This is a genomic window from Listeria booriae (assembly GCF_000766865.1).
Lineage (GTDB): Bacteria > Bacillota > Bacilli > Lactobacillales > Listeriaceae > Listeria_A > Listeria_A booriae.
Genome location: NZ_JNFA01000002.1, coordinates 1 through 26,125, shown reverse-complemented (window position 1 = coordinate 26,125; position 26,125 = coordinate 1). Strand labels below are relative to the sequence as shown.

23 protein-coding genes and 1 tRNA gene are annotated in these 26,125 nt (G+C 41.7%); 3 read left to right on the top strand and 21 right to left on the bottom strand.

The window, feature by feature from the left end; all coding sequences use genetic code 11:
- Window positions 1–140: 140 nt before the first annotated feature.
- Both EP57_RS00760 and EP57_RS00755 read left to right on the top strand, forming a co-directional pair.
- Complete coding sequence (locus EP57_RS00760; protein ID WP_036083246.1) at window positions 141–596, top strand: GNAT family N-acetyltransferase; 456 nt, start codon at window positions 141–143, stop codon at window positions 594–596.
- Window positions 597–797: 201 nt separating this feature from the next.
- Window positions 798–1,490 carry a Crp/Fnr family transcriptional regulator gene (locus tag EP57_RS00755; protein WP_036083244.1) on the top strand — a complete coding sequence of 231 codons (693 nt, stop codon included), beginning with the start codon at window positions 798–800 and terminating at the stop codon, window positions 1,488–1,490.
- Between the two features lie 52 nt (window positions 1,491–1,542).
- Here EP57_RS00755 and EP57_RS16275 read toward each other — a convergent pair whose 3' ends face one another.
- The 21 genes from EP57_RS16275 to EP57_RS00650 form a co-directional block, all read right to left on the bottom strand.
- Window positions 1,543–2,025, bottom strand: a complete 483-nt coding sequence (locus EP57_RS16275; RefSeq protein ID WP_052167456.1) for a thioredoxin family protein — start codon at window positions 2,023–2,025, stop codon at window positions 1,543–1,545.
- A gap of 45 nt (window positions 2,026–2,070) precedes the next feature.
- Window positions 2,071–3,417 (bottom strand): phosphoglucosamine mutase, encoded by a 1,347-nt coding sequence (gene glmM / locus EP57_RS00745; protein WP_036083242.1) that lies wholly within the window; start codon window positions 3,415–3,417, stop codon window positions 2,071–2,073.
- A 203-nt stretch (window positions 3,418–3,620) separates the two neighbouring features.
- Window positions 3,621–5,045: a CdaR family protein gene (locus EP57_RS00740; RefSeq protein ID WP_036083240.1), complete on the bottom strand. Its 1,425-nt coding sequence runs from the start codon at window positions 5,043–5,045 to the stop codon at window positions 3,621–3,623.
- Entirely contained in the window at window positions 5,042–5,863 is an 822-nt protein-coding gene (cdaA, locus tag EP57_RS00735; RefSeq protein ID WP_036083238.1) for a diadenylate cyclase CdaA, read from the bottom strand. Before cdaA ends, EP57_RS00740 begins: the two co-directional genes overlap by 4 nt.
- A gap of 207 nt (window positions 5,864–6,070) precedes the next feature.
- Window positions 6,071–6,274 carry a hypothetical protein gene (locus EP57_RS00730; protein ID WP_036083237.1) on the bottom strand — a complete coding sequence of 68 codons (204 nt, stop codon included), beginning with the start codon at window positions 6,272–6,274 and terminating at the stop codon, window positions 6,071–6,073.
- A gap of 6 nt (window positions 6,275–6,280) precedes the next feature.
- A complete protein-coding gene (locus tag EP57_RS00725) occupies window positions 6,281–6,931 on the bottom strand; it encodes a class II aldolase/adducin family protein (protein ID WP_036083236.1) in 651 nt (216 codons plus the stop codon).
- Window positions 6,921–7,859, bottom strand: coding sequence for a 1-phosphofructokinase family hexose kinase (locus EP57_RS00720; protein ID WP_036083235.1), 939 nt, complete (start codon window positions 7,857–7,859; stop codon window positions 6,921–6,923). The genes EP57_RS00725 and EP57_RS00720 overlap by 11 nt, the downstream gene beginning before the upstream one ends.
- Entirely contained in the window at window positions 7,856–9,202 is a 1,347-nt protein-coding gene (locus EP57_RS00715; protein ID WP_036083234.1) for a PTS galactitol transporter subunit IIC, read from the bottom strand. Before EP57_RS00715 ends, EP57_RS00720 begins: the two co-directional genes overlap by 4 nt.
- Before the next feature lie 29 nt (window positions 9,203–9,231).
- Window positions 9,232–9,507: a PTS sugar transporter subunit IIB gene (locus tag EP57_RS00710; RefSeq protein WP_036083426.1), complete on the bottom strand. Its 276-nt coding sequence runs from the start codon at window positions 9,505–9,507 to the stop codon at window positions 9,232–9,234.
- Window positions 9,507–9,983, bottom strand: a complete 477-nt coding sequence (locus tag EP57_RS00705; protein ID WP_036083232.1) for a PTS sugar transporter subunit IIA — start codon at window positions 9,981–9,983, stop codon at window positions 9,507–9,509. The genes EP57_RS00710 and EP57_RS00705 overlap by 1 nt, the downstream gene beginning before the upstream one ends.
- A gap of 5 nt (window positions 9,984–9,988) precedes the next feature.
- Window positions 9,989–12,007, bottom strand: coding sequence for a BglG family transcription antiterminator (locus EP57_RS00700; protein ID WP_036083231.1), 2,019 nt, complete (start codon window positions 12,005–12,007; stop codon window positions 9,989–9,991).
- Between the two features lie 176 nt (window positions 12,008–12,183).
- On the bottom strand, window positions 12,184–14,466 hold the full coding sequence (locus tag EP57_RS00695; RefSeq protein WP_036083229.1) for a glycoside hydrolase family 65 protein: 2,283 nt from the start codon (window positions 14,464–14,466) through the stop codon (window positions 12,184–12,186).
- Window positions 14,463–15,302 carry a DUF1189 family protein gene (locus EP57_RS00690; protein WP_036083227.1) on the bottom strand — a complete coding sequence of 280 codons (840 nt, stop codon included), beginning with the start codon at window positions 15,300–15,302 and terminating at the stop codon, window positions 14,463–14,465. The genes EP57_RS00695 and EP57_RS00690 overlap by 4 nt, the downstream gene beginning before the upstream one ends.
- A 38-nt stretch (window positions 15,303–15,340) precedes the next feature.
- A complete protein-coding gene (locus EP57_RS00685; protein ID WP_036083226.1) occupies window positions 15,341–16,192 on the bottom strand; it encodes a sugar ABC transporter permease in 852 nt (283 codons plus the stop codon).
- Window position 16,193: 1 nt separating this feature from the next.
- Window positions 16,194–17,498, bottom strand: coding sequence for a sugar ABC transporter permease (locus tag EP57_RS00680; RefSeq protein WP_036083225.1), 1,305 nt, complete (start codon window positions 17,496–17,498; stop codon window positions 16,194–16,196).
- Between the two features lie 144 nt (window positions 17,499–17,642).
- Entirely contained in the window at window positions 17,643–18,905 is a 1,263-nt protein-coding gene (locus EP57_RS00675; protein WP_077916734.1) for an extracellular solute-binding protein, read from the bottom strand.
- 225 nt (window positions 18,906–19,130) lie between these two features.
- Window positions 19,131–20,906, bottom strand: coding sequence for a glycoside hydrolase family 13 protein (locus tag EP57_RS00670; protein ID WP_036083221.1), 1,776 nt, complete (start codon window positions 20,904–20,906; stop codon window positions 19,131–19,133).
- A gap of 148 nt (window positions 20,907–21,054) precedes the next feature.
- On the bottom strand, window positions 21,055–22,020 hold the full coding sequence (locus EP57_RS00665) for a LacI family DNA-binding transcriptional regulator (RefSeq protein ID WP_036083219.1): 966 nt from the start codon (window positions 22,018–22,020) through the stop codon (window positions 21,055–21,057).
- Window positions 22,021–22,176: 156 nt separating this feature from the next.
- Window positions 22,177–22,419, bottom strand: a complete 243-nt coding sequence (locus EP57_RS00660; protein WP_052167455.1) for a hypothetical protein — start codon at window positions 22,417–22,419, stop codon at window positions 22,177–22,179.
- Window positions 22,420–22,634: 215 nt separating this feature from the next.
- Window positions 22,635–23,528: an arginase family protein gene (locus EP57_RS16270; protein WP_052167454.1), complete on the bottom strand. Its 894-nt coding sequence runs from the start codon at window positions 23,526–23,528 to the stop codon at window positions 22,635–22,637.
- 364 nt (window positions 23,529–23,892) lie between these two features.
- A complete protein-coding gene (locus EP57_RS00650; protein WP_036083210.1) occupies window positions 23,893–25,716 on the bottom strand; it encodes an APC family permease in 1,824 nt (607 codons plus the stop codon).
- A 334-nt stretch (window positions 25,717–26,050) separates the two neighbouring features.
- Between EP57_RS00650 and EP57_RS00645 the strand changes: the two genes are divergently transcribed.
- Window positions 26,051–26,122: transfer RNA gene (locus EP57_RS00645), tRNA-Glu, on the top strand.
- Window positions 26,123–26,125 lie beyond the last annotated feature (3 nt).

Genomic DNA, 26,125 nt, shown 5'->3' with positions numbered 1-26,125 from the left:
CCATATGTGTAGCGGTGTTTTATGAAAATCTTGTGAATTAATGGCGGGAATTTCAGTTATTAGGGGTAATTATGTTTTTAAACGACGTATTCATTGTATTCATTCGGTATAATTGCTAACATGGATTTGGAGGTGATTTTATGCAAATTGTGCAATGGACGGAAAATGATGCGATTCCTTATGCGCTTTTATTTTTGGCGGACCCAGACAAGGATATGATTGATCGCTATTTCTTCCAGTCTGATGTATTTTTACTAAAAGTAGAGAAAGACATTGTCGGAGTTGTTTGTATACAAAGTCAGGGGAAAACAGCTGAAATCATGAACATCGCCATATCTCCAACGTATCAGGGTGCTAGGTACGGTACAAACTTAATAAATTGTGCAATTAAGCACGTAAAAAAGTTACACAAAGACACATTATTAGTTAAAACGGCTAATTCAAGTATTCAAGCTCTTACTTTTTACAAAAAGAATGGCTTCAAAATCACTAAAATTGTGCCTAATTATTTCGTCGAAAATTATGCTCAACCGATATGGGAAGACGGGATTCAAGCGCAAGATCAGATCATTTTATCATTAAACCTGCATGAATAAAGGACTTTCATTTTTGAGATACGCTTTTAACGAACAAAGAATATATTTCCATATGTAGTGTGTTTTTTTAACATTTTCATTAATCTGTAACATATTGCACCTATTTTTCTTGTTGAAAGTATACTATATGACTTTTTTTTATTCTGAAACATCTTTATAATAGAGGTAAGACCAATCGTTAAAGAGAAGGGGAATAAAAATATGTATGTTGCCGATTTAGTAAAGAATTTTAATGGTGAGAAATTAATCGAGAAAATTACTGAGTTAGACATCCCGTATAAAACAGCTAGCTACAAGAAAAATGAACTCATTGTTGAGGAAGGAAAGATTGACGCACATTTTTATATTGTGGATTCTGGACTTGTCTCTTTTAGTGTGACAAATTCTGATAAGTTGCAAGTCATTACGCGCTTTTTAAACAGTAATTCTTGGTTTGGTAGTGCGAATTTTCTTTTAGACTCTCCTTTTCAGTTTAATGTGACAGCTTTACGAGATACAAAAATCAGAATTTATAACCGAAATGATATTCTTCGCCTTTTTCAGTCAGATTCGGATGGTTTCTGGTTCTTGTATTTTGATGGATATACGCAAATGCATGAGCGTAATGCCCTGGTTGAGATTGCGCATCATGATCCGCGTCGTCGTTTGATTTCGGCATTACTTTATATTGCGAACACGGTAGGTATTAAAACGGATGATGGCATTAGTTTCCCACGTGGAATTACGCAAAATCATTTGGCTTTAGTGTCGCAAGTGCCAAGAACGCGGGCTAATGTGGAATTACAGAAGTTACGTGAGCAAGGGATTATTCGATTGAAGCCTAAGCCAACTGTGATTCTTGATATTTTAAAACTACGCGAGCAGTTAGAGATACATCGTACGCCTCGCCCATAATAAAAAATAGAGAACAAAGTGTTCGATTTTCGAAAAATCGATGCTTTGTTCTCTATTTTTGTTTTTGTAGCCATTCTTTTATTTGAGTGGTGTCGTCTAAGTCGCCTTTGTAGCGGTCTGTCTCAAGGCCTCTTGTGAAGTAAATCAAGGTCGGGACTACGCGGACGTTCATTTGTTTGATGATTTCTGTGTAGTTCTTGTCGGCTTTGCGGGCGGCGTCGGTGTTGTAATAGTAGCCTTGACGATCGGTTTCTTTTAGGGCGTTGCGTAATTTCTTTTGGAATGGATCGCAATCTGGGCAACTTGGACGGCCGACATATACGTAGCCGGTTTTCTTGTCGGATAGGATTTGCTTCATTTGGATGTTGGTGATTTCACGCAATGCTTGTTGGTTTGCTTCTGCTTTCGTGTCGGCTAGATTTTTGGCATGGATGTCTACAATGAGTTGGACGCCGACGATGAATAGGGCTAAAGCGACGATGGTGAGTAAGATGACTTTGTATTTCTTGATTTCTAATGCCCCCTCTTTTTGCAAAATAAAAACGAGCAGTGAGAAAAATTGCTCGTTTTTATTTGTTTTTTATAAGCCCATTTCGTCGACTACGACTTTGGCGATGCTGTCGCAGAAACGTTCTGTGTCTTCTGCTGAAGCGGCTTCTACCATGACGCGAACAAGTGGTTCTGTTCCTGATGGGCGAACCAAGACGCGACCATTGCCGTTCATTTCTGCTTCTACTGCTGAGATAGCTGCGTGAACTTTGGCATTTTCGGTAACGCCGTTTTTATCGGTAACGCGAATATTTACTAATTTTTGGGGGAAGGTTTGCATTTCTGCTGCTAGTTCGGATAGTTTCTTCCCTGTTTCTTTCATGACATTGACTAGTTGGATACCTGTTAGCAGGCCATCACCAGTCGTGATATGGTCTAGGAATACGATGTGACCGGATTGCTCGCCGCCGAGGCTGTATGAGCCTTCGCGCATTGCTTCTACGACGTAACGGTCACCTACTGCTGTTTGGATGGCTTTAATGCCTAGTTCTTCAAGACCTTTGTAGAAGCCTAGGTTACTCATCACTGTGGATACGAGTGTGTCGTTTGTTAAGCGTCCTTGTGCTTTTAGGTGTTTCGCGCAGATGAACATGATTTTGTCGCCATCTACGATTTCGCCATTCTCATCTACTGCAATGACACGGTCGCCGTCGCCATCAAATGCTAAACCGACATCGGCATTCTTCTCTTTCACAAATTCAGCCAGTTTCTCTGGGTGTGTAGAACCTACGCCTGCATTGATATTTAAACCGTTCGGAGATGCGCCCATTGAACTTGTATCGGCATCTAAGTCGGCAAATAAATGTGTTGCAAGTGATGAAGTGGCTCCGTTTGCGCAATCAAGTGCTACGTGTAAGCCAGTGAAGCCATTATCTACTGTTTGTTTTAGATATTGTAGGTATTTCTGTTTGCCTTCGAAATAGTCGCTGACTGTTCCAAGACCTTCGTCGCTTGGACGTGGTAATTCGTCTGCGCCACCGTCAAGAAGTGCTTCGATTTCTAATTCTTGGTCATCGGAAAGTTTAAAGCCGTCTGAACCGAAGAATTTGATACCATTGTCTTCTACTGGATTATGTGAAGCAGAAATCATGACGCTTGCTGCTGCGCCTTGTGCTTTCGTTAGGTAAGCCACTCCTGGTGTGGAGATAACGCCTAAACGCATCACTTCGATTCCTACTGAAACAAGACCTGCGATTAACGCTGATTCTAACATTTCACCGGAGATTCGTGTATCTCTAGCAACTAAAACTTTTGGGTGTTCACCAACGTGTTTTGTTAGTATATAACCTCCAAATCTGCCTAAACGAAAAGCTAGTTCTGGAGATAATTCTTTATTTGCGACTCCTCTAACACCATCAGTACCAAAATATTTTCCCATTTTATAATTCGCTCCTTCTTTCATTGCAGGGTTGGCTTTGTTTTCATTTGCGTACGGTTACATGGTAATGGCCAACCTTCTTATGTCATTGCTTTTTCCTTGTGTATCTTTCTATTATACCTTTTTTTCACGTAATTTACACGTAATCTTATGTAAATGCCCGATGAAAAGGCTAGTTGTCTAGGAAAATCATCGGGCTTTGTTTAGCTGAGGTCTTGATTTGAAGCGTCTGCAACCTTTTTCACGATTTGGATTTCTGCTTTTGATTGTGTCAGTGTAAATGTAAAATTAGCTGCTAAACCGTGAACGGCAAGTGGCACTGTGTGGATGCCTTCTTGCAAATTGCTTAGATTGGCTACGATATTAAAATCGCTGCGCTCTACTGTGTCGATTTCTTTTTGTGTACCGTTAATGGTGATATTGACTTTCCCGCTTACCGGATCAATGAATGTTGTATTGAATGATTCTGAGTTGTTTAGTCCAGTAATCGTAATTGGTACATCTCGAAACTCGGTGGATACTTGTTTGTCTTCGGTGTCGGAATTGTCATCACTGTTTTCGTCCTTATCATTGTTTGCTGGAGGTGTTGTGGTGTCTGTATCTGGTGTTGTCGTTGCTGGTGCTTCCGGTGTTTGACCAGAGCTCTTGTTAGCATCGTTGTTTGAACTCTGGTCATTCTGCTTTTTTGTGGTTTTTATGTTCACTTTGACAGATGTTGGGTTCACGGATGTTGCGCCTGTTGGAACTGGGACTTTGACTTCTACGGTTTTGTCGCCAGTTATTTGGGTCACGTCAATTGGAATGGTGATCTGTTCAATGCTGTCGGTCACGCTTTCTGGTGCAATGACGGTAACTTTGGTGTCATCGGATGTAAGGCTTGAGATGGTGACGGTTTTGTCAGCCGGATTGCCGCTTTGTTGGAAGCGTAGTGGTACTGTTTTTCCTATTTTGGAAACTGGTACGCTCACATCGACTTGGCCAGGATCTATTTCTACGTCCAATTTATTGAGATTCGCATCAAAGGCGCTGACTGTCGCTGTTGTGTCGAAGTCGCTCTTCTGGTCTTTCTCATCTGAGACTGTTGCTTTGACGTACGCAATTTGATTCAGCACTTCTTGGGAACCTGTAATCGATACTTTTTTCGGTTTAACTTTGGCGGTTCCTGCTTGGTAACCGTCGGCAATGACTGATTTATTGAGCTCGACATCAACAGTATATTTCTTCGTTACTTTTTCTGCGATGGTTACTTTTGCTGTTGCTGGGTTGATCGTTGCTTTCAAGCGATCTGAGAGGCCTTTGATCTGGATTTTGGCGTTTTGTGTTCCTGCTTTGGCTTTTTTCAAATCGATATAGGCTACTAGGTTTGACTGTGATTTGGCAAGTTGCACGAGGCCTTTGGAACCTGTTACGGTAACGTCTACGGTATCTGGGGCGCCTGAAACGGTCATCTTGTCTTTGTCATAGTAGACTTCTACGGGGACATTATTGATAACATCTACGTAAGTGCCGCTTTCTCCCATGCTAAGCGTTTTGTCGCTTGATGATGTGATATAAGTGAATAGGACAGCCGCGAAAATAAGTGAGATGATGCGGACAGACCATTTATTTGATAAAATGCGATCCATCATTCCTTACGACCCCCTTTCCATTTTGCAAAGACTGAGGGTTTCTTTTGAGCTGGTACAACTAGTTCTTTCTCCAAAATTTCATGTAGGCGTTCTGGTGTTACTTCGCGGAATAGTTCTCCGCCTTTCGTTATTGAAATGCCGCCTGTCTCTTCGGAAACAACGACTGTTAATGAATCGGTAACTTCACTAATTCCTAGTGCCGCGCGATGTCTTGTTCCAAGTTCTTTCGAAAGGAACGGACTATCTGATAGTGGCAAATAACCTGCCGCCGCTGCGATTTTATTGTTCTTAATAATCACTGCACCATCGTGAAGTGGTGTGTTCGGAATGAAAATATTGATAAGCAGTTGGGATGAAATATCCGCATCTAGCGAAATCCCAGTCTCGATATAATCGTCAAGCCCAGTGCCACGCTCAATCGATATTAGCGCACCAATACGGCGTTTGCCCATGTAGCTCACTGACTTCTCAATCGAATCAATCAAGAACCTTTGCTCTTTCTCACGTTTAGAACCAGCTTTCGAGATGAAACTACCGCGCCCAAGCGTTTCTAGCGCACGACGTAATTCGGGTTGGAAAATAATAATAATAGCTAAAAATCCCCACGTCAATATTTGATCGGTAATCCAGCCCACTGTTTGGAGGTTCAGGAAAATACTTAGTAATTTGACAATGATAATGATAAAAATACCTTTTAAAAGCTGCACCGCTTTCGTGCCACGGATTAACATAATTAATTTATAAATAACAAACCATACTACCAAAATGTCAATTACATTCGATAAATAATGAAAAATTGATCCATCTGGAAAGGACATATATTCGCCTCCAATTTCAAAAAGCAAGTCTACATTTTTAGTTACTGCTTTACATAATTAAGCTAAAGAAAATGCTTATACTTGCCATTATAGCACAGATTCTGTAGGGGAAAAAGATTTGAGTCACGTAAAAGAGAGAAAGATTTCCTAAAGAAATGTTAAAGCAAAAAGCCGCAGAAACAATTATTGCTTCTACGACTTCGGAATTTATTTTTGTTTTAATGCTTCGCGTTCTTCTAGTAATTCTTTGAAACTCCGGTTGCGTTTCGGATATTTCTTGCGATAGAAATGTTGGGCCATTATGGCGAATACGAGAGCAAGACCTGTTAGTAGAAACTGGCTTTGCAAAGAACCCACAACCAATAATGCCGCGCTAATGAAAATGCTTAGATTAAAAAGCCATTTATCCATTGGAATCTACTCCTCTAAATTGTAATGTAGCGCTTTGTCATGTTCGATTTTTTGAATATTGAGGGCATCGAAAACGAGTGCTTTTTCTGCGATGTAGGCGTTGTATTCGATTCGTTCCAGCAAGTCGTATGCTTTGTGTAAGCTTGTGTCAAGGACTACGATGCCATGTTTGTTGAGTAGGCTTGCACTTGGAACGGCTTTGTCGCCGAGTTCAATCACATGTGCGCGAACAATTTCGGCTAATTCTGGACTTGTCGCGGGCGCAAAGTCAAGCGTTGGGATAACGCCTAGTTTTTGCGTTGCTTCGGTTAGGTTTGGCAGTTCCATGCCGAGTGTTGCAAATAGCATCGATTCTTTCGGATGCGCGTGAAGCACACAGCCAACGTTTGGATTTTCTGTGTAGCAAGCGCGGTGTAGGTTGATTTCACGCGTTACCCGTCCGTCGCCTTCCACTACTTCATTATTATTATCGACAACAAGAATTTCGTACGGTGACAAATCACATAGGCGCGCCTGACTCATCAACGTTGGCGTCATAATAATGTGTTCTTCATTCATGCGAACCGACACGTTTCCTCCTGCTGCATTCGTTTCGAAGCGGTCAAACATAACCTTTACTATTTTTGCTAAATCGGCACGTTCTTTTTCATATAACATCTATTGACATCTCCTTTATTTCTACTTGTTCTTGCAAAATTTCTGCTTCTACTAGGCTAAACGTCGAACTATCGGCGTGCATCACTTTGCTAGCAGAGCATCCTGTGGCTCTTTTCAAAACTTCACTTAGTGGCAATTGCTTGGCGAGACCTGCGATAAAAGCTCCGACAAAACAATCACCAGCTCCGGTATCGCTTTTTTCTGCGACTTGTGGGGCAGTGATGCGATACAGTTTGCCGTCATGCGCGCAGTAGGACCCGTCCTTTCCGAGTGAAACGACTAGATAGCGAATTTGCTTGGCAAGTCGCCTAATAGCCACTTCCAAATCTGCCGTCTCATCTGCGAGCAATGCCTTAATCTCATCCTCATTTGGCTTGATAAAATCAACACCACGCTTGGCGGCTAATTGCAAAAAGTCTCCCGACACATCACAACCAACGAAGCATCCCGTGTGCTGTAAAGTCTTCAGCAACACCTCGAAATCTGCCAGCGTAAAGCCCGGCGGTGGCGAACCCGCGATGACCACCATATCATTTGGCGTCACCTTCTCCCTGATCTGCGCCAGCATCGCTTGTTTATTCGCCATGCTCACGTGAAAACCGGCTTCCGGCATCATAATACTACCACTCGACGTCTCACTAATAATGACAAAACTAGTCCGTGTCGCCACACCATCTTCCATCAGAAAATCATGCGAAATCCGCTTTTCGGCAAGAATCCGGTATAGCTGTTCTTTGTTTTGCGAACCGATGAAACCGAGCGCTTCGTTCGGGACGCCGAATTGGCTGAGAACGCCAGAAACATGAAGGCCTTTCCCGCCGCAATCCCATGACGTTTTTACAATCCGATTCGTTTTCCGTTTTTGCACATCTTCTTTTACAAACAATAACTGGTCGATTGCAGGATTTAGCGTAATCGTATAAATCATCCTAGTTGCTCCAATTCAGCCGTACGTTTGCGCATCGCTTTCACGTAGAAAACAAGAAGTACAATCCAACCCGCGAGCATGAGCAGTCCCGCAATCGAGAAGCGGCTCGCCTCCGCCATGATATAGCGGAAAACAGGATATTCAATCGTGCTCCATGTAATTTCCTGACCAGTTTTTAAAGAAATTGCTTTGGTTGAGTTGGCCAAATCCGTAATTGTCCCTGCGAAAAACGTGGCGACGTATAAGAATACTGGTGTTGTAATCACGCCTAAAATAATCATTCGCAACAAGTTCCCGCCCGTCACAACAAGCGCCGGCGCACAAAGAGAAATATTTAAAATTCCCGCAAAAGGTAACACGCCGTTTCCTGGTAAAATAAGTGCAAAAATGAGCGTCACAGGTACCATCACGACAATCGCGACCCAAACTTCACTACATCCTGCTAAAATCGGCCAATCTAGTCCAATAAACAACTCTCGATTCTTAAAACGTTTTTTCATAAACTCGGAAATACCGTCTGATAACGGCGACAACGCTTGCATGAACAACTTAGCAACCATCGGAAATAGCGTCAGCGCAGCCGCAGCCTGCATCGCGAGCATCAATGATTTCGCAACATCGTATCCCGCTGCAATCCCAAGTAGCAATCCGACGATGAATCCCATCACGTGATTCTCCGCAAAAATACCGATTTTGTCCTTCAATGCGTTGGCGTCCATGTTTTTCCGTAACGCTGGAATTTTCTTAAGCAGCCAGTCAATCGGCATCAACACCACACAGAAAATCATCATACTATGCGACACCGTCACACCTGGAATACCGTTTAGCTCCTGAATTTGGCGCTGGTTCGCATCACACAAAATCAGTTCCACAACGACCTGCACTGCCGCCACGATAAACGCCAAATACACATTATGCGTCACACCGACAATCAGAACCGCCGTCAAAATTTTGCCCCAAACGTTCCATAAATCCACGTTCAGCGTCTTCGTTGCATTAAAGGCGAGCATCACCGCGTTAATTCCAAGCTGTAGCGGGAACATCAAGAACGCAAGCGGCCAAGCCCAAGCAAGCGTCGCCATCGAAGTCCAGCCGCCATCTAGAATCGTTAACTGAATCCCCGTTCGTTCTGCCAAGCCTTGCGCAGCCGGAGTTAACGCCTCAATCATAAAGCCAATCACGACATTCATCCCAAGGAAAGCGACCCCAAGAATAATCCCCGCGCTAACCGCATCCTTCACTTTCATTCGCACAATTAAACCAATAATAATCATCAAAGCCGGTACAAAAACAGCCGCACCTAAGTTCAATATAAATTCAACAACCGATTGCAATGATCCCATTTTGTCACAACTCCCTGTTCCTTATATTTTTATTGTAGCGCTTTAATCAGCTTCTCTGTCTCCTCGTCCATCCCCATGCCTGTCAAAAACGCAATGCCATTAAACGTTGGAATATCGTACTCCTTGTTTGGTTTCGTAATGGCCACATACGCGTCACTTGTCCGAATATGCTGTTCTAACGACTTGATATCCACAGCCTCAACATTCACTTTTACACCACGTTCTTTCAAAATTCGGTCTACCTTAGAAGCTACCGTTTGGCTTGTTGCTACTCCAGATCCACATGCTACGATTACTTTTTTCATCATTTCGTCACCCTTCCAAATTGTTTTTTCAAAAAAGTTACTAGTTCTTGCGGTTGTTCTTGTTGTCTTAGCGTCTCAACAAACATCTCATCGGCAAACTTCTCCATCATCGTCGCCAAAAGAGGCACTTGTCCTGCCGCATCTTTAATTCCTAAAATAAAAATCATTTCCGCGTCCACCCATTTATCCGTTGTCCCCATCTGAACGAACGAAAGCGGTTTCGCTAGCTTGCTCACTGCCACAAACGGGCGCTTCACATGCATCGTGTCCGTATGTGGAATCGCAATGGTGATGCCATTCATCTCTAGCCCAGTCGGAAAAACACGTTCTCTTTCTATAATCGCTGTTTCAAAAGACGGTGCCACATAGCCTTCACGCGTTAATATCTCGGCAAATTGCTTAAAGAAAGCCGCCTGACTATCACACACCACCTCCGTCAACGTAATCTCCTCCTGAAACAAATCGTCAAACACCAACTGTCTCAACCCCTCTCCATGATTTCATTAATTTCAGCTACATTTTGCGCTCCTAAAATACATTGCAGTTTCTCTGGATGCAAAAAGAGCTCATTTATTTTTAAAAGTAGCGGAATATGGTGGTTTAATTCAGAAGGTGCCAGTGCTACTACCATCCTTACTTGCTCGCCATCTGGATTTAAAAGCTGCGACTGAATTACGTTTATTTGAATATCTGGTTGCAAAACGCCTTCTTGTGGCTTGGCATGCGGTAAATAAATCGCCGGACCAATCACCATTTGCTGATAGTTCTCATAAAAAATCCGTTTACAAGCCGCTACATAATCAGCCGTCACACTTCCTCGCTCCAATAAAGCTTGAAATCCCAGCTCCACCATGTCTTCCCAAGCCATCACATCCTTCCATATCGACATATTCGCCGTCCCAATTTGCAGTACTTCATGCTGCGTTTCGCGCTCCACTTGCTGCTCATCCACCTGCTCCCGCTCAAAAAAGTGTTCCAATTGCGCCGTCACACGCGGAATATTCTCCATCGGAATCGCATCACCAATCATCGCCAGAATCGCCTTCGTCTTCTTACGACTGTCCATATCAATCGCTTTCTCCACTTGTTCGCGAAGCAACTGCCTGCTTTCCTTATCCAAAATCGAAGGAATAACAAACACGACTGCATCCGTCTGAATTGGCACTGTCGTAAACAAGAAATCCACATCCTGCTCGACTTGCGCCAACTGCCTCACCGCAAATGCCCCACTAAAATCAATCATCGGAAACATGCCTTTCAAATTCTCCAGCAGTAGTTTTGAAATCGAGGTCCCACTTTGGCAGAGTACGGCGGCTTTAAACACCGTCTCCCCAGACTCTTCCGTCTGATACATCCACCCAAGCACGATCATCGATAAATAAACAATCTCTTCCTTAGACCAACTGTGACCGACAAGCGTCGCGAATGGCGTTGATGCCTTCTCTACGATTCGAAAAGTCGTTGTATACTCTGCGATGAACTGTTCTGTTAATACATTGTTAATTTGGAAACCTAATAAATTACGATAAATAGCTGGTCTGATATGCAAAATCAATTTCTCTTTAAACTCGGCCTTACGCACAATTTCCGTCGCAAAATAATTCTCTAACCGCACGATAAAAGCATCCACCGCAATGGCTATCTCCTCACCATCTGAAAATCGCAACGCCGACTCAACAAGGTTTGACGCTAACACTTGCAAGGATAAGTACAATAAATCCGTCTCTGTCAAGAAATCATAACCCCAAAACATCTCTTTAATAATCGGGTATTCGCGGGTATTTTTAATATCGTATTTCTCAATCTTGAATGACCAATCAACATGCGCGGTTTCGGCTCGTTTGATAATCGCGTAAAGAATGTACGGCAGCTCTTCTAACTGCTCATCTGTGAACGTAATCTGCAATTCCTGTTCGATTTTCTCCAGCCGTTTCTTGAGCAAGAAAACCTCGCTAACCGTTATTAATCGCTTCTCGTCCAAAACAAATTTCCCATACGGCGTTTTGATAACATCGCGAATCAACTCTGCCAACAAATTCCGAATTAAAAACTCTGACCCAAAAATGGCATAACCGTCCTTGCGCGAATAATCGAGCTGCATCTGTTGCCCATGCAAATAAGCTTTAATTTGCTTCACATCACTCAACATCGTATTCTTGCTGACAAACACATAATCCGCCAACGCTTGTAGCGACGCATAGCCTCCAGTCATCAAAAGCTCAATCATAATTAACTGCCTTCTGAGACTTGCTTCATAATAGGAAAATAATTGCTGTTCCTTCTCTGTCAACAAGCGGTAACAATGCTCGCGACAACGCTCCGTCAAGGAAATCATCTGATGCTCTACTAGAATTGGCTCTGTTTTAAGCGATTGATTAATTTCCTGAATATGCGCCTCAATCTCATCTGGCGTTTGACGGAAATTCTTCGAAACATGGGCGACATCGACATGGTGATTCCATAGTAAGTACGTCAATAATTCCTTTGTGCCACGTTCCATTTTCCGATCCCCTCCTCACTTCTATATTAAATGATAACCCTTACATTTTTTCGACAATTGGTCACAATTTGAAAAAGCAATACATTTTGTGTTGTGATGATCCGTTGGTCGATGCGATATTCTATCATATTTAAACACAAAAAAATAGGAGCCCTAAAAAGGACCCCCATCGTTATTTATTTGTGATAATCATGTTTTTCTAACGTATCTACTAACTGTACAGCTTCGCCGAATAAGTCGAGCTCAAGCGCCTCACCAGAAAGTAAAGCAATACTTACCGTTTTCGCAGTCACCGTCACTTCGATTAGGCGATCACGATAATTGATTTTAAACGCGTATTTATCCCACGTTTTTGGTAGGAACGGTGCAAAAGCGAGGCGACCATTGAATGTCCGCATTCCCGCAAAACCTTGCACAATCGCAATCCAGCTCCCAGCCATCGACGTAATATGCAAACCATCTTCGGTATCATTGTTGTAATTGTCCAAATCAAGACGCGCCGTCCGATTATACAATTCCACCGCTTTATCTTCACGACCAATCTCAGCCGCCAATACCGTATGCACAGCTGGAGAAAGACTTGATTCATGCACCGTCAGTGGCTCATAAAACTCGAAATTCCGCTGCTTCGTCTCGAAATCAAACTCATCGCCAAACGTGTAAATCCCTTGCAACACATCGGCTTGTTTAATGAAACACGACCGCAAAATTTTATCCCAAGACCAGTTCTGATTAATCGGTTTATCCGCATCCGTCAACGTGTCTGTAGAACGTAATTCCTTGTCTAAGAATGTGTCATGCTGCACAAATATTTGCCATTTCTCATCATAAGGGAAGTACATGTTGTCGATAATGTCTTGCCAATGATCGATTTCTGCGTCAGTAATTTGCAACTCCTCGCGTTTTGCTGGAGTAATTTGTTGTAACGACTCGATTGTGTAGCGAAGCGTCCATGTTGCAATATAGTTCGTATACCAGTTATTGCTAACATTATTATCGTACTCATTCGGTCCCGTCACACCATGAATCATGTATTTATCTAAACGCTCCGACATATGCACCCGATCCGCCCAAAAACGGCTAATCTCAGTCAATACATCAATACCATCGTTCACTAAATACGTCGTGTCTCCTGTATAGTTCGTATAATTATAAATCGCATGTGCAATCGCGCCATTACGGTGAATTTCTTCAAACGTAATTTCCCATTCATTATGACACTCAATCCCTGTAAATGTCACCATTGGGTAAAGCGCGCCTTTCATCCCAATTTTGCCAGCGTTGACTTTCGCGCCATCCAGTTGGTCATGACGATATTGCAATAAATTCCGCGATACTTCTTTATCCGCCAGTGACAAATAAAGTGGTAGCGCAAATGCCTCTGTGTCCCAATACGTTGCGCCGCCGTACTTCTCGCCTGTAAAACCTTTTGGTCCGATATTCAGACGTGCATCTTCGCCGTAATATGTTGCGAATAGTTGGAAAATGTTAAAGCGAATACCTTGTTGCGCAGAATCATCGCCACTAATTAACACATCGGCCTTCTGCCAACGCGTTTGCCAAGCTTCGGCGTGCTCTTTACGCAATGCTTCATAATTCAGTTCAGCCACATTCGCTAAAAATTGTTCGGACGCCCCAGCCAGTTCATGCTCCGCATAATCACGCGATGTTGCAACAGCCACACGTTTTTCCAATTTCGCCGTCTCGCCTTTTGCCACTTGAAAACGGTACTTGTTTTCCACATATAATTTCTTCGCTTCCGCAGTTGATTCCTTCGCATTCTCCGTACGGTTTTCCATCGAAGCCGCAATCGTGAAACGCGGAATATCAAAGTTATTCTCAATCGTCTTCGTCACGATAGTCGCCTTGTTCTCCGTCGCGTCCTGCGCTACTTCCAGCCAGAACATCTCGTCATAATTCGCATCCTCATTCGTCACATTCCCGTCCACATAAGGCGTCAAAACAATCTCCGCCTCCGCATCAAGCGCCGTCACATGATAGCGAATCAAACACAGTTCCTGCTTCACAATACTCAAGAAACGCTCCGTCTCCACCAAAAACGATTTGCCGTTCTTCTTCACTTGGAAACGCCGACGCAAAATCCCCGTCTCCATATCCAGCTCCAAAGCAAAGTCTGCCGTCTCATCCACAAACAAATCCAGCGTCTCACCGTCAATAGTCACATCAATCCCGATAAAGTTCAGCGCATTAATCACTTTCCCGAAATAATCAGGATAGCCGTTTTTCCACCAGCCGACGCGCGTCTTATCAGGGTACCAAACACCAGCAATGTACGTGCCTTGATGCGTGTCTCCCGAATAGCGTTCCTCAAAGTTACCGCGCATTCCCATATAGCCATTTCCAAGTGAAGTTAAGCTCTCCTGCAAACGCTTTGCATCCTTTTCCACTTGTTTCGACTTTAATTTCCATTCATCGATTTCAAATAAGCGTTGAATCATCCTGTTCGTCCCCCCAAATCCAAAATATCATCCGTCTGTCTAAAGCGTGTTTTAATGAAAGTAAATGCAATCAGAAGCACCATCCCAAGCGACTGAATCGCCATCATGACTGTTATATCAAAATAAATCGTACCAATCACCGCTGCAAGAATCGTCGGTAACCCGAGCGCAAGCAACGTAAGCGATAGCGCCTCCTTGTATGAAGCAATCTCCGACATCTGGTTTCGTTTCGTGAACCAAATAAATAACGCGGCAAACAACGCCAACATCAGACTACTAGCAAAAAGTACCGAGCCAAGCATCGCAACCATTGTCAAAAAGACAAATGCCTTGTTTTGCACATACCACTGACCGCTAATAAAAGCTTGCATATCAGCCATGCTGGATACATCCGTAAGCGTCGCGTCGTCCGTATACTTCACAGTGAAAGCATACCCCGAACTATCACGAAGCTCCATGCTACTTTTCCCTAATACTACCATGTTTTTCACATCCGGCAAAGTCGTACCATCCAAATTCACCATCGCCACACCCGTTTTCGTTGCTACGTCCATGTTGCCTTGACCAGACAGCGTTCCGTTTTTCAACGCATAATTCGCCGTCAACTCATCCACGAACCCGTCACTCACCTGGTTCATCATATTTGGCATCAACGACTCCAAGTCAAACGAATCCTGTTTCGCAAAATTTAACGACACCGGAATCATCAAACAAGCCGTCAAAAACACAAATATAATTACCAGCTTGCCCCAGCCAAACAATTTTCGGCTAGCAAACATTCGCTTTGGCGAACACATCCCCCAGAAAAAATCCATCGGAAATCCACGCTTCATCATTATCACATCACAATCTTCAAATCTAAACTTCTAAAAAATTAACCCTTCGTGCCCCCTGCAGTCAAACCAGATACGAAATTCTTTTGTAGGAAGAAGAACAGTAAACAAATCGGTAATGCTGCCAAAATTGCCCCTGCTGCAAACAACGCCACTTTTTGTTGTTGAGGATTCGCGATAAAGCTTTGCAAACCAACAGCAATCGTCAAGTTCTCCGGTGTACGCAAAAGGAATTTAGCAAGCAAGAAATCACCGAATGGTCCCATAAACGCCCAGAGCGCCTGAACCGCAATCATCGGCCGAACGAGCGGTAAAATAATTTGTCCGAAAATCCGGAAATGTCCCGCACCATCAAGCTTCGCCGACTCATCCAAATCACGCGGTACCGTATCAAAGTACCCTTTCATCAGCCAAATATTCATCGGAATTCCGCCACCGATATAAATCAACGTCAAGAACCAGAACTGATCTAGCGCACCAAGCAACATCGCCAACACGTAAAACGCAGTTAGCGCAGCCATCGTTGGTACCATCTGAATAATCAAGAAGAAAATCAAACTGTTCTTGCGTCCTTTGAACCGATAACGACTATACGTGTAACCCGCAATCGTTACGATCGCTACTTGGAAAACCATCGTCGTTACAGCAATAATCAACGTGTTCCGGTACCAATCCAAATATAGCGTATCATTAAACAATCTCGAGAAGTTATTCAGCGTCCAATTATCGCTCCACTCCAACGTAAATGCCGCAATGTTCCCCGGCTTGAATGCCGACGATGCCGTAATTAAAATCGGATATAAAATGACGACGGACAACGCAAGCAAGAACAAATACGTAAAGAATTTTGTCAAGAAACCACTTGTTCGCTGATCTTTAAAAAACGCCTTCATCCTACATCATCCCTTCATTGCCAAAAGCATTTGTTTTCTTAAACGCAATCATGGATACCGAGATAACAACAATTGAGATAAGGAGCGTCACGGCGGCTGCAACAGCATATTGCGGCGATGTCCCTGTCGTTAACTTATAAATCCACGAAATCAAAATATCCGTTGAACCCGCGCCTGCACCAACGCTTCCCGGTCCACCTTCATTGAATAAGTAAATAATAGAGAAGTTATTAAAGTTAAATGTATATTGCGTAATAAATACTGGTGCGGTTACAAATAAAATCATTGGCATCGTAATTTTGCGGAAACGAGCGATTGCACTTGCTCCGTCAATACGCGCTGCCTCGTATAGTTCACCTGGAATCGCTTGAAGCACCCCAGTAACCATTACGTAAATATATGGGAATCCCAACCAACCTTGAATCGAAATCAACGCTACTTTTGTCCAGAACGGGTCTGTTTTCCAAGCAAGCGACGGAATATCAACAAACGGTAAATGGTTTAATAATGGGATAACTTGCATATTAATCGCACCAATACTGTCATTAAACATATTGGAGAAACTCATAATCGTAATGAAAGCCGGTACAGCCCAAGGAAGTAAGAAAATAACTCCGAAAAGACGTTTTCCTTTAATAAAGCTTTGATTCGCCACAACAGCTGTAAATACTCCGACCACAATTTGTAATGTCGTTGCGCAAAGCGTCCAAACAAGCGTCCATGAGAATACACTCAAGAAAGTATCTCGATACGAGCTAAGGAAGAAAATACTAAAGAAATTCTTAAAACCTACCCAGTCAATCAGATTCGCCGGTGGAATGTGATAGAAATCATAGTTTGTAAAAGCCATGAAAAGCGTAACTAACACTGGGAAAATAATCACAAATGTCATTACAAGATATGCTGGCAGTGTGAAAAGATATGGAAAACCTTTCTCTACCATATTTTTTAAAATATCGATCGTTTTTGTATTAACCGTCTCTCCCAAGTTCCACGTTATCGCCACACGTCTAGCATCAAATATATTAATGATATAAAAGCCGATAAAGAGAACCGTAACGATAAGTTGCAATGTTCCTTCAATCATTAGAAACAGGGAATGATCCACACCCGGCACAGAACCAAGCGTAATCAAGCCAACAAATGCATTAATACCAACTGCGATAAATTCAATAACAAAAGCAACGAATACAGCGAGAAAAACAATCCCTTTAAAAACCTGCCCGTTATAAAATTGTCCCAGTCCTGGAATGATCGATAACAGCGTCGCTTTCCGAACATTTTTAATTGGTTGTTCCTTATTCATCGCGTTACCCCTACCTTTTATAGCTTAGATATTATACATGACTCAGATAAATCGGCGGCAAGCGTTCGCATTCCACAAGTTGTGCGGAATACAAACACTTTCGCCCGATTTGTTCGAAGCTCTGTATCAATCCAATTGCTTTATTTATTTTTGATATTTTTGGTCAATGTTGTCTGAGATTACTTTTACTGCGTCGTTGGCAGATTGTTTTGGTGTTTTGTTGCCAGATGCTGCGTCAAACATTAAGTTCTCAGCGCCTGTCCATACTTCAGCCATTTCTGGAATGTTTGGCATTGGTGTTGCGTTTGCATATTGTGCAATTACTGCAGATGTTAGTTCGTCTTTCTTAGCTGCTGCTACGTCACGTGATTCGTGGTTTGCAGGTACTTCATTTGTCATGTCGTACAATGTGTTTTGGTTGTCAGTATCTGTTACGTAATCCAACCATTTTTGTGCTACATCTTTGTTCTTAGAGTAGTTTGAGATAACCCAGCCTTTACCACCAGCGAATGGAGAGTAAGGTTTGCCGTTATCCAATGTTGGGATTTCTGCCACACCATAGTTTAATTTCGCTTCTTTATAACTTGCTGCTGACCAAGGACCACCGATGATTGCGCCTGCTTTACCTTTTACAAATTGATCTTGGATAAAGTCGTCTGCACTCTTATTGTCTTGCATTCCTTTTGGCCAGTAAGTTTGGAACCATTTCGTTGCGTATGTGATACCTTCTACAGATCCTGCATTGTTTAGACCGATATCTTTAGGATTTGTGCCGTTATCGCCAAATACATAACCGCCGTAACCTGCTAGTAAACCATAAGAGAAGTAGAAATCTGTCCATTTAGCTAAGAAAGCCGTAGATTTTCCTTTTTCTGTTGCAAAATTGAAGCGAGGATCTTTTGTTAAAGCTTCTAATTCTTTAAATGTTGTTGGTGCTTTGTCTAGTAAATCTTTATTGTAATACAGTACAAGCGTTTCGATAATTGCTGGTGCACCGTATACTTTGTCGTCAATTGTTACTTGTTTCACGTCGTTGTCATCTAGTTGATCTTTATTTCCTAGTTTCACTTCGGCTAAATGTCCTTGTTGTCCCAGACTTCCGATTCTGTCGTATGCTGACATCATCACGTCTGGCGCTGTTCCTGCTGGACCGTCTAATGGTAAAGCTTCTAATGTTTCGAACATATCTTTCTTCACAACTTTTACAGTTACATCGTTATCTTTTTCGAATTTAGATTTAATTTTGTCTACATATTTTGCATAGCCTTCATCGACTGAAACCGTCAATGTTTTCTTACCATCACTGCTTGAACTGTCTTTAGAAGAACTTCCGCCACCACATGCTGCTAACATTAAAACCATTACTGCTACCATTGCTAATAAGCCGAACTTTTTGAATGAACTCATTACCATTTTTCCTCCTCTTTTTTGAAAAGCGCCTGTGTCGACAAGTGATGCCGCACATTCGATTTTCACACCCTATTTTGAATTGAATTGTGAAACAGGTTAACCTCTAGCGCTATTATAGACTTAGAACGAAAACGTTTTCAAGGTATATTTCTGTGTTACCGATAACAAGATTTTTAACGAACGCTGTACTTATTTGTTTGTGAAATAAGTACAGCTCATTGCTTAATCCTCCAATACTACGAACGATTTTGCAGGTACATTAACTTTCTCAAGTGCTTTTTCGGACCAGGCATCTTGTAATGCCGACATGTCTGTGAAATCTGCTTTCGTTAGGGTTATGGCTTCTTCGGCTTGGTTAAATACGAACGTTAGGCGAGTACCGTTATGTGTTCTGGAGAAAATAACACGACGGTTCTCATCATCGACTGTATGCCAAACTAGGTCGCCGTATGTGAGCGTTTGTTGATGTTTTTTGCGGAAAGCGATGAGGTGTTTCATGAAGCTGAACATCTCTTTGTCTTGTTTTGCTTCGTCCCATTCCATACATTTGCGGCAAAGTGGGTCATCGGCGCCATCCATGCCGATTTCTGTACCGTAATAAATACACGGAGAACCAGTGTGGGCAAACATGAACGCAAGTGCCAGCTTAGCTTTGTCTTTATCGCCATCACAACGTGTGAGTAGTCGCGCTGTGTCATGTGAATCAAGCATATTGAACATGACGTGGTTGACTTGTTCTTGATAGCGCATCAACTGGTCGCTAATTCCTGATACCATTTTAGACGGTGTAATGCGCTCTTCTACGTAGTTTTCAATGATTGTTTGTGTGAATGGGTAGTTCATTACGGAATCGAACTCGTCGCCAAGCAACCAAAGCCAAGAGTCATGCCAAATTTCGCCGAGAATGTATAAATCGTCCTTTTCAGCACGAACGGCTTTGCGGAACGATTTCCAGAAAGCGTGATCGACTTCATTAGCTACATCCAAACGCCAGCCGTCAATGTCAAACTCGCGAACCCAATACGTTGCAATATCAAGCAAATACTTTTGTACAGCAGGATTAGCCGTATTTAATTTTGGCATATGCATAGTGTATGCAAATGTATCGAATGAAAGTGTGTTTTTCCCTTCTATATTTCCGTTTTCACCCGGAGTTACTGGGAATGAATGCACATGGAACCAGTCTACATACTCTGATTTAGCGCCATTCTTCAGCACATCTTGCCATTCTGGAGATTTATCGCCAATGTGATTGAAAACAGCATCCAGCATCACTTTTATGCCACGTTTATGCGCTTCTTGGATAAATTGGCGGAACGTTTCTTTGTCCCCAAAATGCGGATCAATTTCAAAATAGTTCAGCGTATCATACTTATGATTCGTCGACGCTTCAAATACTGGCGTCAAGTAAATACCATTGATTCCAAGCTCCACCAAGTAATCTAAATGCTCGATAATCCCCGCAATATCCCCACCGAAAAAGTCATCGCGCCCTGGATCTTTGCTACCCCATGGCAAGACATTTTCTGGTGAAATATCAGGGTTTCCATTGCCAAATCGCTCTGGGAAAATCTGATACCAAATCGTTTCTTTCACCCATTCAGGCGCCTTAAAAACTTCCGATTCATGCAAAAATGGAAATTTAAAATAATAATCCATCACCGCACGATTGTCTTCTGTATTTTCGTAAAAACCTCGTCCACCGTAGAAAACTTCTTCTCCTGTTGTGTCTGTTAATACAAAGCCATATTGCAAGCGACGTTGCGCTGGTTTGACTGCGACCATCCAGTAGTCATGTTCTTCTGTCGTTGCCACTTTTTGAAGCGGAATGTTCTCGGATTGCCAGCCAGCTTTTGTGTGCAAATAAGGATCTGCACCAATCATGACAACCTCTTTTATATCGTCTTTCTTGCTGCGAACCTTGATATGTAGCGTTTCCTTGTCGTAACCATACGCATAAGCGCTGAATGGCTGATGATAAATTGCTGCTCTTTCCATCTTTAAAAAACCACCTTTCGATTATCTCTCTTTACGTTAGCATGCATTGAAAACACTTACAATAGAATAAAGCTCGTTAACGGTAACAGAATATTTACTTCGTGGCAGCATAACAAAAACAAGCCTAGTTGCAGCTTGTTTTTGTGTTTTATTCTCGACCAACTACTGTTGATCCACGGATGATAAGTTCGGGTGGGAATAAAATGGAACCTTGTTGTGCTCCACCTTCATTGATTTTCTTTAGTAATAACTGGGCACACGTTTCGCCCATTTCGATGACTGGTGAACGGACTGTTGTGATTTTTGGAGAGGAAATACGATCGAGGAATACACCGTCAAAGCCAGTCACCGCGATATTTTCTCCAAAATTCATATGCAGAGCCGTTGCTGCGCGGACAACGCCAATCGCCATTCGGTCAGAGGCACACACGATTGCGGTTGGTTTCTTTGCGTTTTGCAGTATCTCGAATGCTTTTTTCTCGGCTATGCGGGAACTGTTTTTCATGAAATAGCTTTCTTCTATTAAATCATGCGCCTTCATAACGCTCGAATAACCCGTTAAACGTGAACGCATGAACTCTTCTTCTAACAAATTTATACCAAAAAAAATAATCTGTCGGAAGCCAATATCGTATAAATGCTTCGTTGCGAGCTCAGCGCCTAGCCTGTTATCCACATCAATCGCATCGATGTTACGCCTGTTCTCCCCATAAGCAATCACTGGTTTCTCCAGCCCTGCAAGCACTTTATCAATTTCTTGGTCACGCATGCCGGTTACAATTAATCCATCATAAGGTCCAATATTCTTGGATTTCTGCGTTACTAACTGCAATGAATAGGAATGCTTATCTAATTCTCTGCTAATTCCTGTCAATAAATTCATGTAGTACGGCTCCACCGTATCGATTTCTTCTAAAATCAAGAATTTCACGACTTGTGTCCGATTTTGAACCAGTGCTCTTGCCGCATAATTAGGTACGTATTCTAGCTCTTCCATGGCATGATATACTAATTGCTTTAACTCGTCAGAAACTTGATCTGGATGATTTATAACACGTGAAACAGTCATTTTAGACACATTTGCTTTTTTTGCAACATCCGCTAATGTAGCCATCCATATCCTCCCTTGCTCCTTCTTTCTCTCTTTCATTGTAGCATTTTTTTTAGAAAAAGGTAGCCTTATTTATTTTTTTCATAATCCTAAAAATAGGATTTGGCGCACAAAAAAACATCTTTCCACTAAAGGAAAAATGTTTGTAAGCTATGTAATTTAGCGTTTTGAAGCCACTGCAACTTTTTTTACAGCATGGTGTTCTTTCCGCGTTTGGAACCATTTGACAAGCAATCTGATACCTACAGCAATCCAACCGCATACTGTACCTGCAAGGATAGCGATTAGACCCACGATGACAAATTGGACTACAGGAAAAATAGGTGCACTAATACCAGCAATACCTAGAATAAATACAACTATCATCGGAATAACGAAATACCGTACCTCATGCTCCCCCACACCAAACGCTCCTTTACTGAAAAAATTACTTTTGTCAAATCTATAGTTTCAGTATACTCCCAAACGTACCTTTTTTCAATATAGATAGCGCTTTCAATTATAAATTAATTTATAGTCTTATTTTCTACAAGATGTTGCTATGACTTACTTTGTATTTAAGCTTCTGCCTACTTTACATAAAAGTAACATTTGTTCGCAAAATGTAACACACATTTTTAGCCATTTTGGATGCTCTGAATTTGAAAAAACTCTTCTAGTAAGGAGGCTACAAACTTAGATGTTTTGTTTTTTTCGTCATTTAATGGATTAATTCCTGTGAATGTCATCGCCTGAATTTGATTGCTTAGTGCTAGATTTTTCATGAAATAACGAATTTCGCGCCAATAAATACCACCTTGAGATAGGAAATCGGTCCCTGGTGTGAATTCTGGATCAATCGCATCGACATCTAGGACTAAATGTACATGGCCTTTCTTTTTCGCCATCCATTGAATAATTTCATCCGTCACCATGCTAAAACCCATTTTATCAATCGTAGTCATTTCGTAATGCATGATTTTTTCGTCTTGAATTAGATCTAATTCTTTCTGATCAATGCGCCTGGTTCCTACAATACAAATGTTTTCACCCTTAATAAACCGCTGATTCATTACGGTTTCTAAGGCTTTAGGCCCCTTGCCAATAACTGTTGCCATCACATTGTGACACAAATCTCCGCCTTGAAGTACTTGTCCCATATCTGCATGAGCATTGACCCAAATCACCATCTGTTCCGTATCATCCGTCTGCATTCCGGCAATTGTGCTTAGCGAAATAAATTGGTCGCCTCCAAACACAATCGGCATCGCATTCTCTAAACGAATATCGGCAATAATATCTCGCAGTTCTTTCGCTTTATATGTAATCGCTTTCATATCCTTCGATTTTAAAATGGCTTCCTGCTCCATTTCCGTAAAAAAGGCCATATTATGATAATCAATTACGTCATTCTCCATCTTTTCTAGTGCGCCTATAATTCCTGTATAACGAATCGCATATGGCGCTAATGCTACACCTTGACGCTTCTCATGAAACGTCCATGGTACACCAAGAATCCCGAGTTTCTCCATCCACATTCACCTTTTTCTAAATTATATCTTACATTCTACCACAAATCCGCGCCTATGTTAAAAAATAAACTTTATTAAATTTAACTAAAATTGTTTTTTTCAGGTAGGTTGTGGTATTAAAAAGAGTTTTTCACCTAGAGTAAAACGCTAATTTGGGTAACTTCTATCCATACAAAAAAATATTTTGTCCGTTTTACGCTTGCTTTATTTTTTGGTAGGATGAGCTTAGTCCTCCTGTACAATCATTTTGTATAGTTGTGAATTGCTGAGAATACGCAAAGAGATGTCACAGTCATCCCTTTTTTACCTGAGAATCTCTCCCCCAGATTTTTTAGGCTTCCATTGTGGCATCTCCGCGCTATTCTTATTCTTTTAAATGATATGGATAGGTCGATACGACCACATCTTTTTTAAATAACAGTTTTGTTCTAATTAGTAAGCTTGTTTGGTTATGCAAGACATTTTGCCAGCCTTTTTTCGGTATAAACTGTGGTATTAGAACGGTTAATGAATAATTATCTTGATTGGCTTTTTGTTGTGCTGTATCAATAAACTTCATTAGAGGCTCGGTGATTGAACGATATGTGGAATACAAGTCAGCGATTCTTACTTCTGGATGTATTCTATTCCAACGCTCGACAAATTCTTTTCCTTCTTGACGATCTAATGAAACATGGACTGCAATAACGGTGTCGCCGATTGATTTAGCATAACGTAGCGCACCTTCTACCACTTTTGTTGTATCAGACACACAGATAACGACGGCATTTCCTTCGAAAGCTGGTAAATCCATCTGTTCATCGATACGGAGTTGTGGTGCTAATTTGGCATAATGCGTTCTTGTTCTATGGAACACATAAAGCATTGCTGGCATCAAGATGAATACTGGCCATACTTCACTCATTCTCGTAATAAAGAGTACGATAAGAACTGTGAAAGATATAAATGCACCTAATAAGTTAGCAGATAGCTTGCTCTTGTAGCCCTGCGGTTTTTCTTTTAGCCACTTAATAATCATACCTGTTTGCGATAGTGTAAATGGAATGAATACCCCTACAGAATAGAGTGGGATTAGCGATTCTGTTTTACCTTGGAATAAAATAATTAATAATATTGACCCTAATGCTAATGTGATAATCCCGTTTGAATAACCCAGTCTGTCTCCCCTATCTAAGTACATGCGCGGCATGAATTTATCTTTGGATAAGTTGAAAGCAAGAAGTGGGAAAGCAGAGAATCCTGTATTAGCAGCTAAGACTAGAATAAGTGCAGTTGTTGCTTGAATGAAGTAATAGAAGAAATTTCGTCCGAATATATTTTCAGCAATTTGTGAGAGTACAGTTGATTTAAGTTCTGGTACAACGCCATAGAAGTAAGCAAGTAACGTAATTCCTACAAAGAAGAATCCTAGAATGGATGCCATAAGAATTAGTGTTCTAGAGGCGTTTTTGGCTTTTGGATCTTTAAATAGAGGAACTGCATTGGATATCGCTTCAATCCCTGTTAAGGAGGCAGAACCTGAGGCAAACGCCCGAAGTAATAAGATCAATGTCACACCAGATACGTGTGTCCCAACAGAAGCTGTCTCATGTGTGACATCTTGGCCTAACGCTAGTTTGATTAAGCCTGTGACAATCATTACTATCATAGAGAATACGAATAAATAAACTGGAATTGCTAGTATGGTTGCTGATTCCGTTACACCACGAAGATTGATAACAGTAACAACGATGACAAGTATGATAGCTAATGGTACTGTGAATTGATATAAAGATGGTATTGCTGCAACAATTGCGTCGGTACCAGATGATACACTTACCGCAACGGTCAACATGTAATCGACTAGTAACGATCCTCCTGCTAGTAATCCTGCATTCTTACCTATGTTCTCTCTAGAGACAACATAAGCGCCACCGCCTTGTGGATATGCGTAAATAATTTGGCGGTAAGACAAGCTGAGTGCAAATAATAGTACTAGTACGCATATAGCGATTGGTAAGGAGTACCACATTGCAGCGGCTCCAACCGTGATTAGTACTAGTAAAATTTGTTCTGTACCATAGGCAACAGAGGATAGTGCATCTGATGATAGCACCGCCAAAGCTTTTAATTTCCCTAGTTTTTGCTCCCCAGCCTCTGATGATTTAAGAGGCCTACCGATTAACATTCTTTTCAATGGAGATGCCATTTTTGGTCCCTACCTTTTTTCACTAATTTTTACGTGCTTATCTGTATAAAAATAGCATACGTCACATTATAACACAGCATTTTGAAAATGGAATAGCCTTTTTCAGCGGAATAAAAAATACGTGTTAAATTGATTATATCAACTCATTTTTTTGTATAAATATTGATTTTTGTATAATTAATGTAAAGTAATATAATCCTCTATTCCCTTGTTGCTCTAAGGTTTAAACTCATTTTGTATTTATCTGAATAAAAAGAATTTAATTTAAGTATTTACAAACCACCCATTCTCTTTATATAATAGTTTTCGGCTGGTAAATTTGCTAGCCAAACATGGCCCGTTGGTCAAGCGGTTAAGACACCGCCCTTTCACGGCGGTAACACGGGTTCGAATCCCGTACGGGTCACTT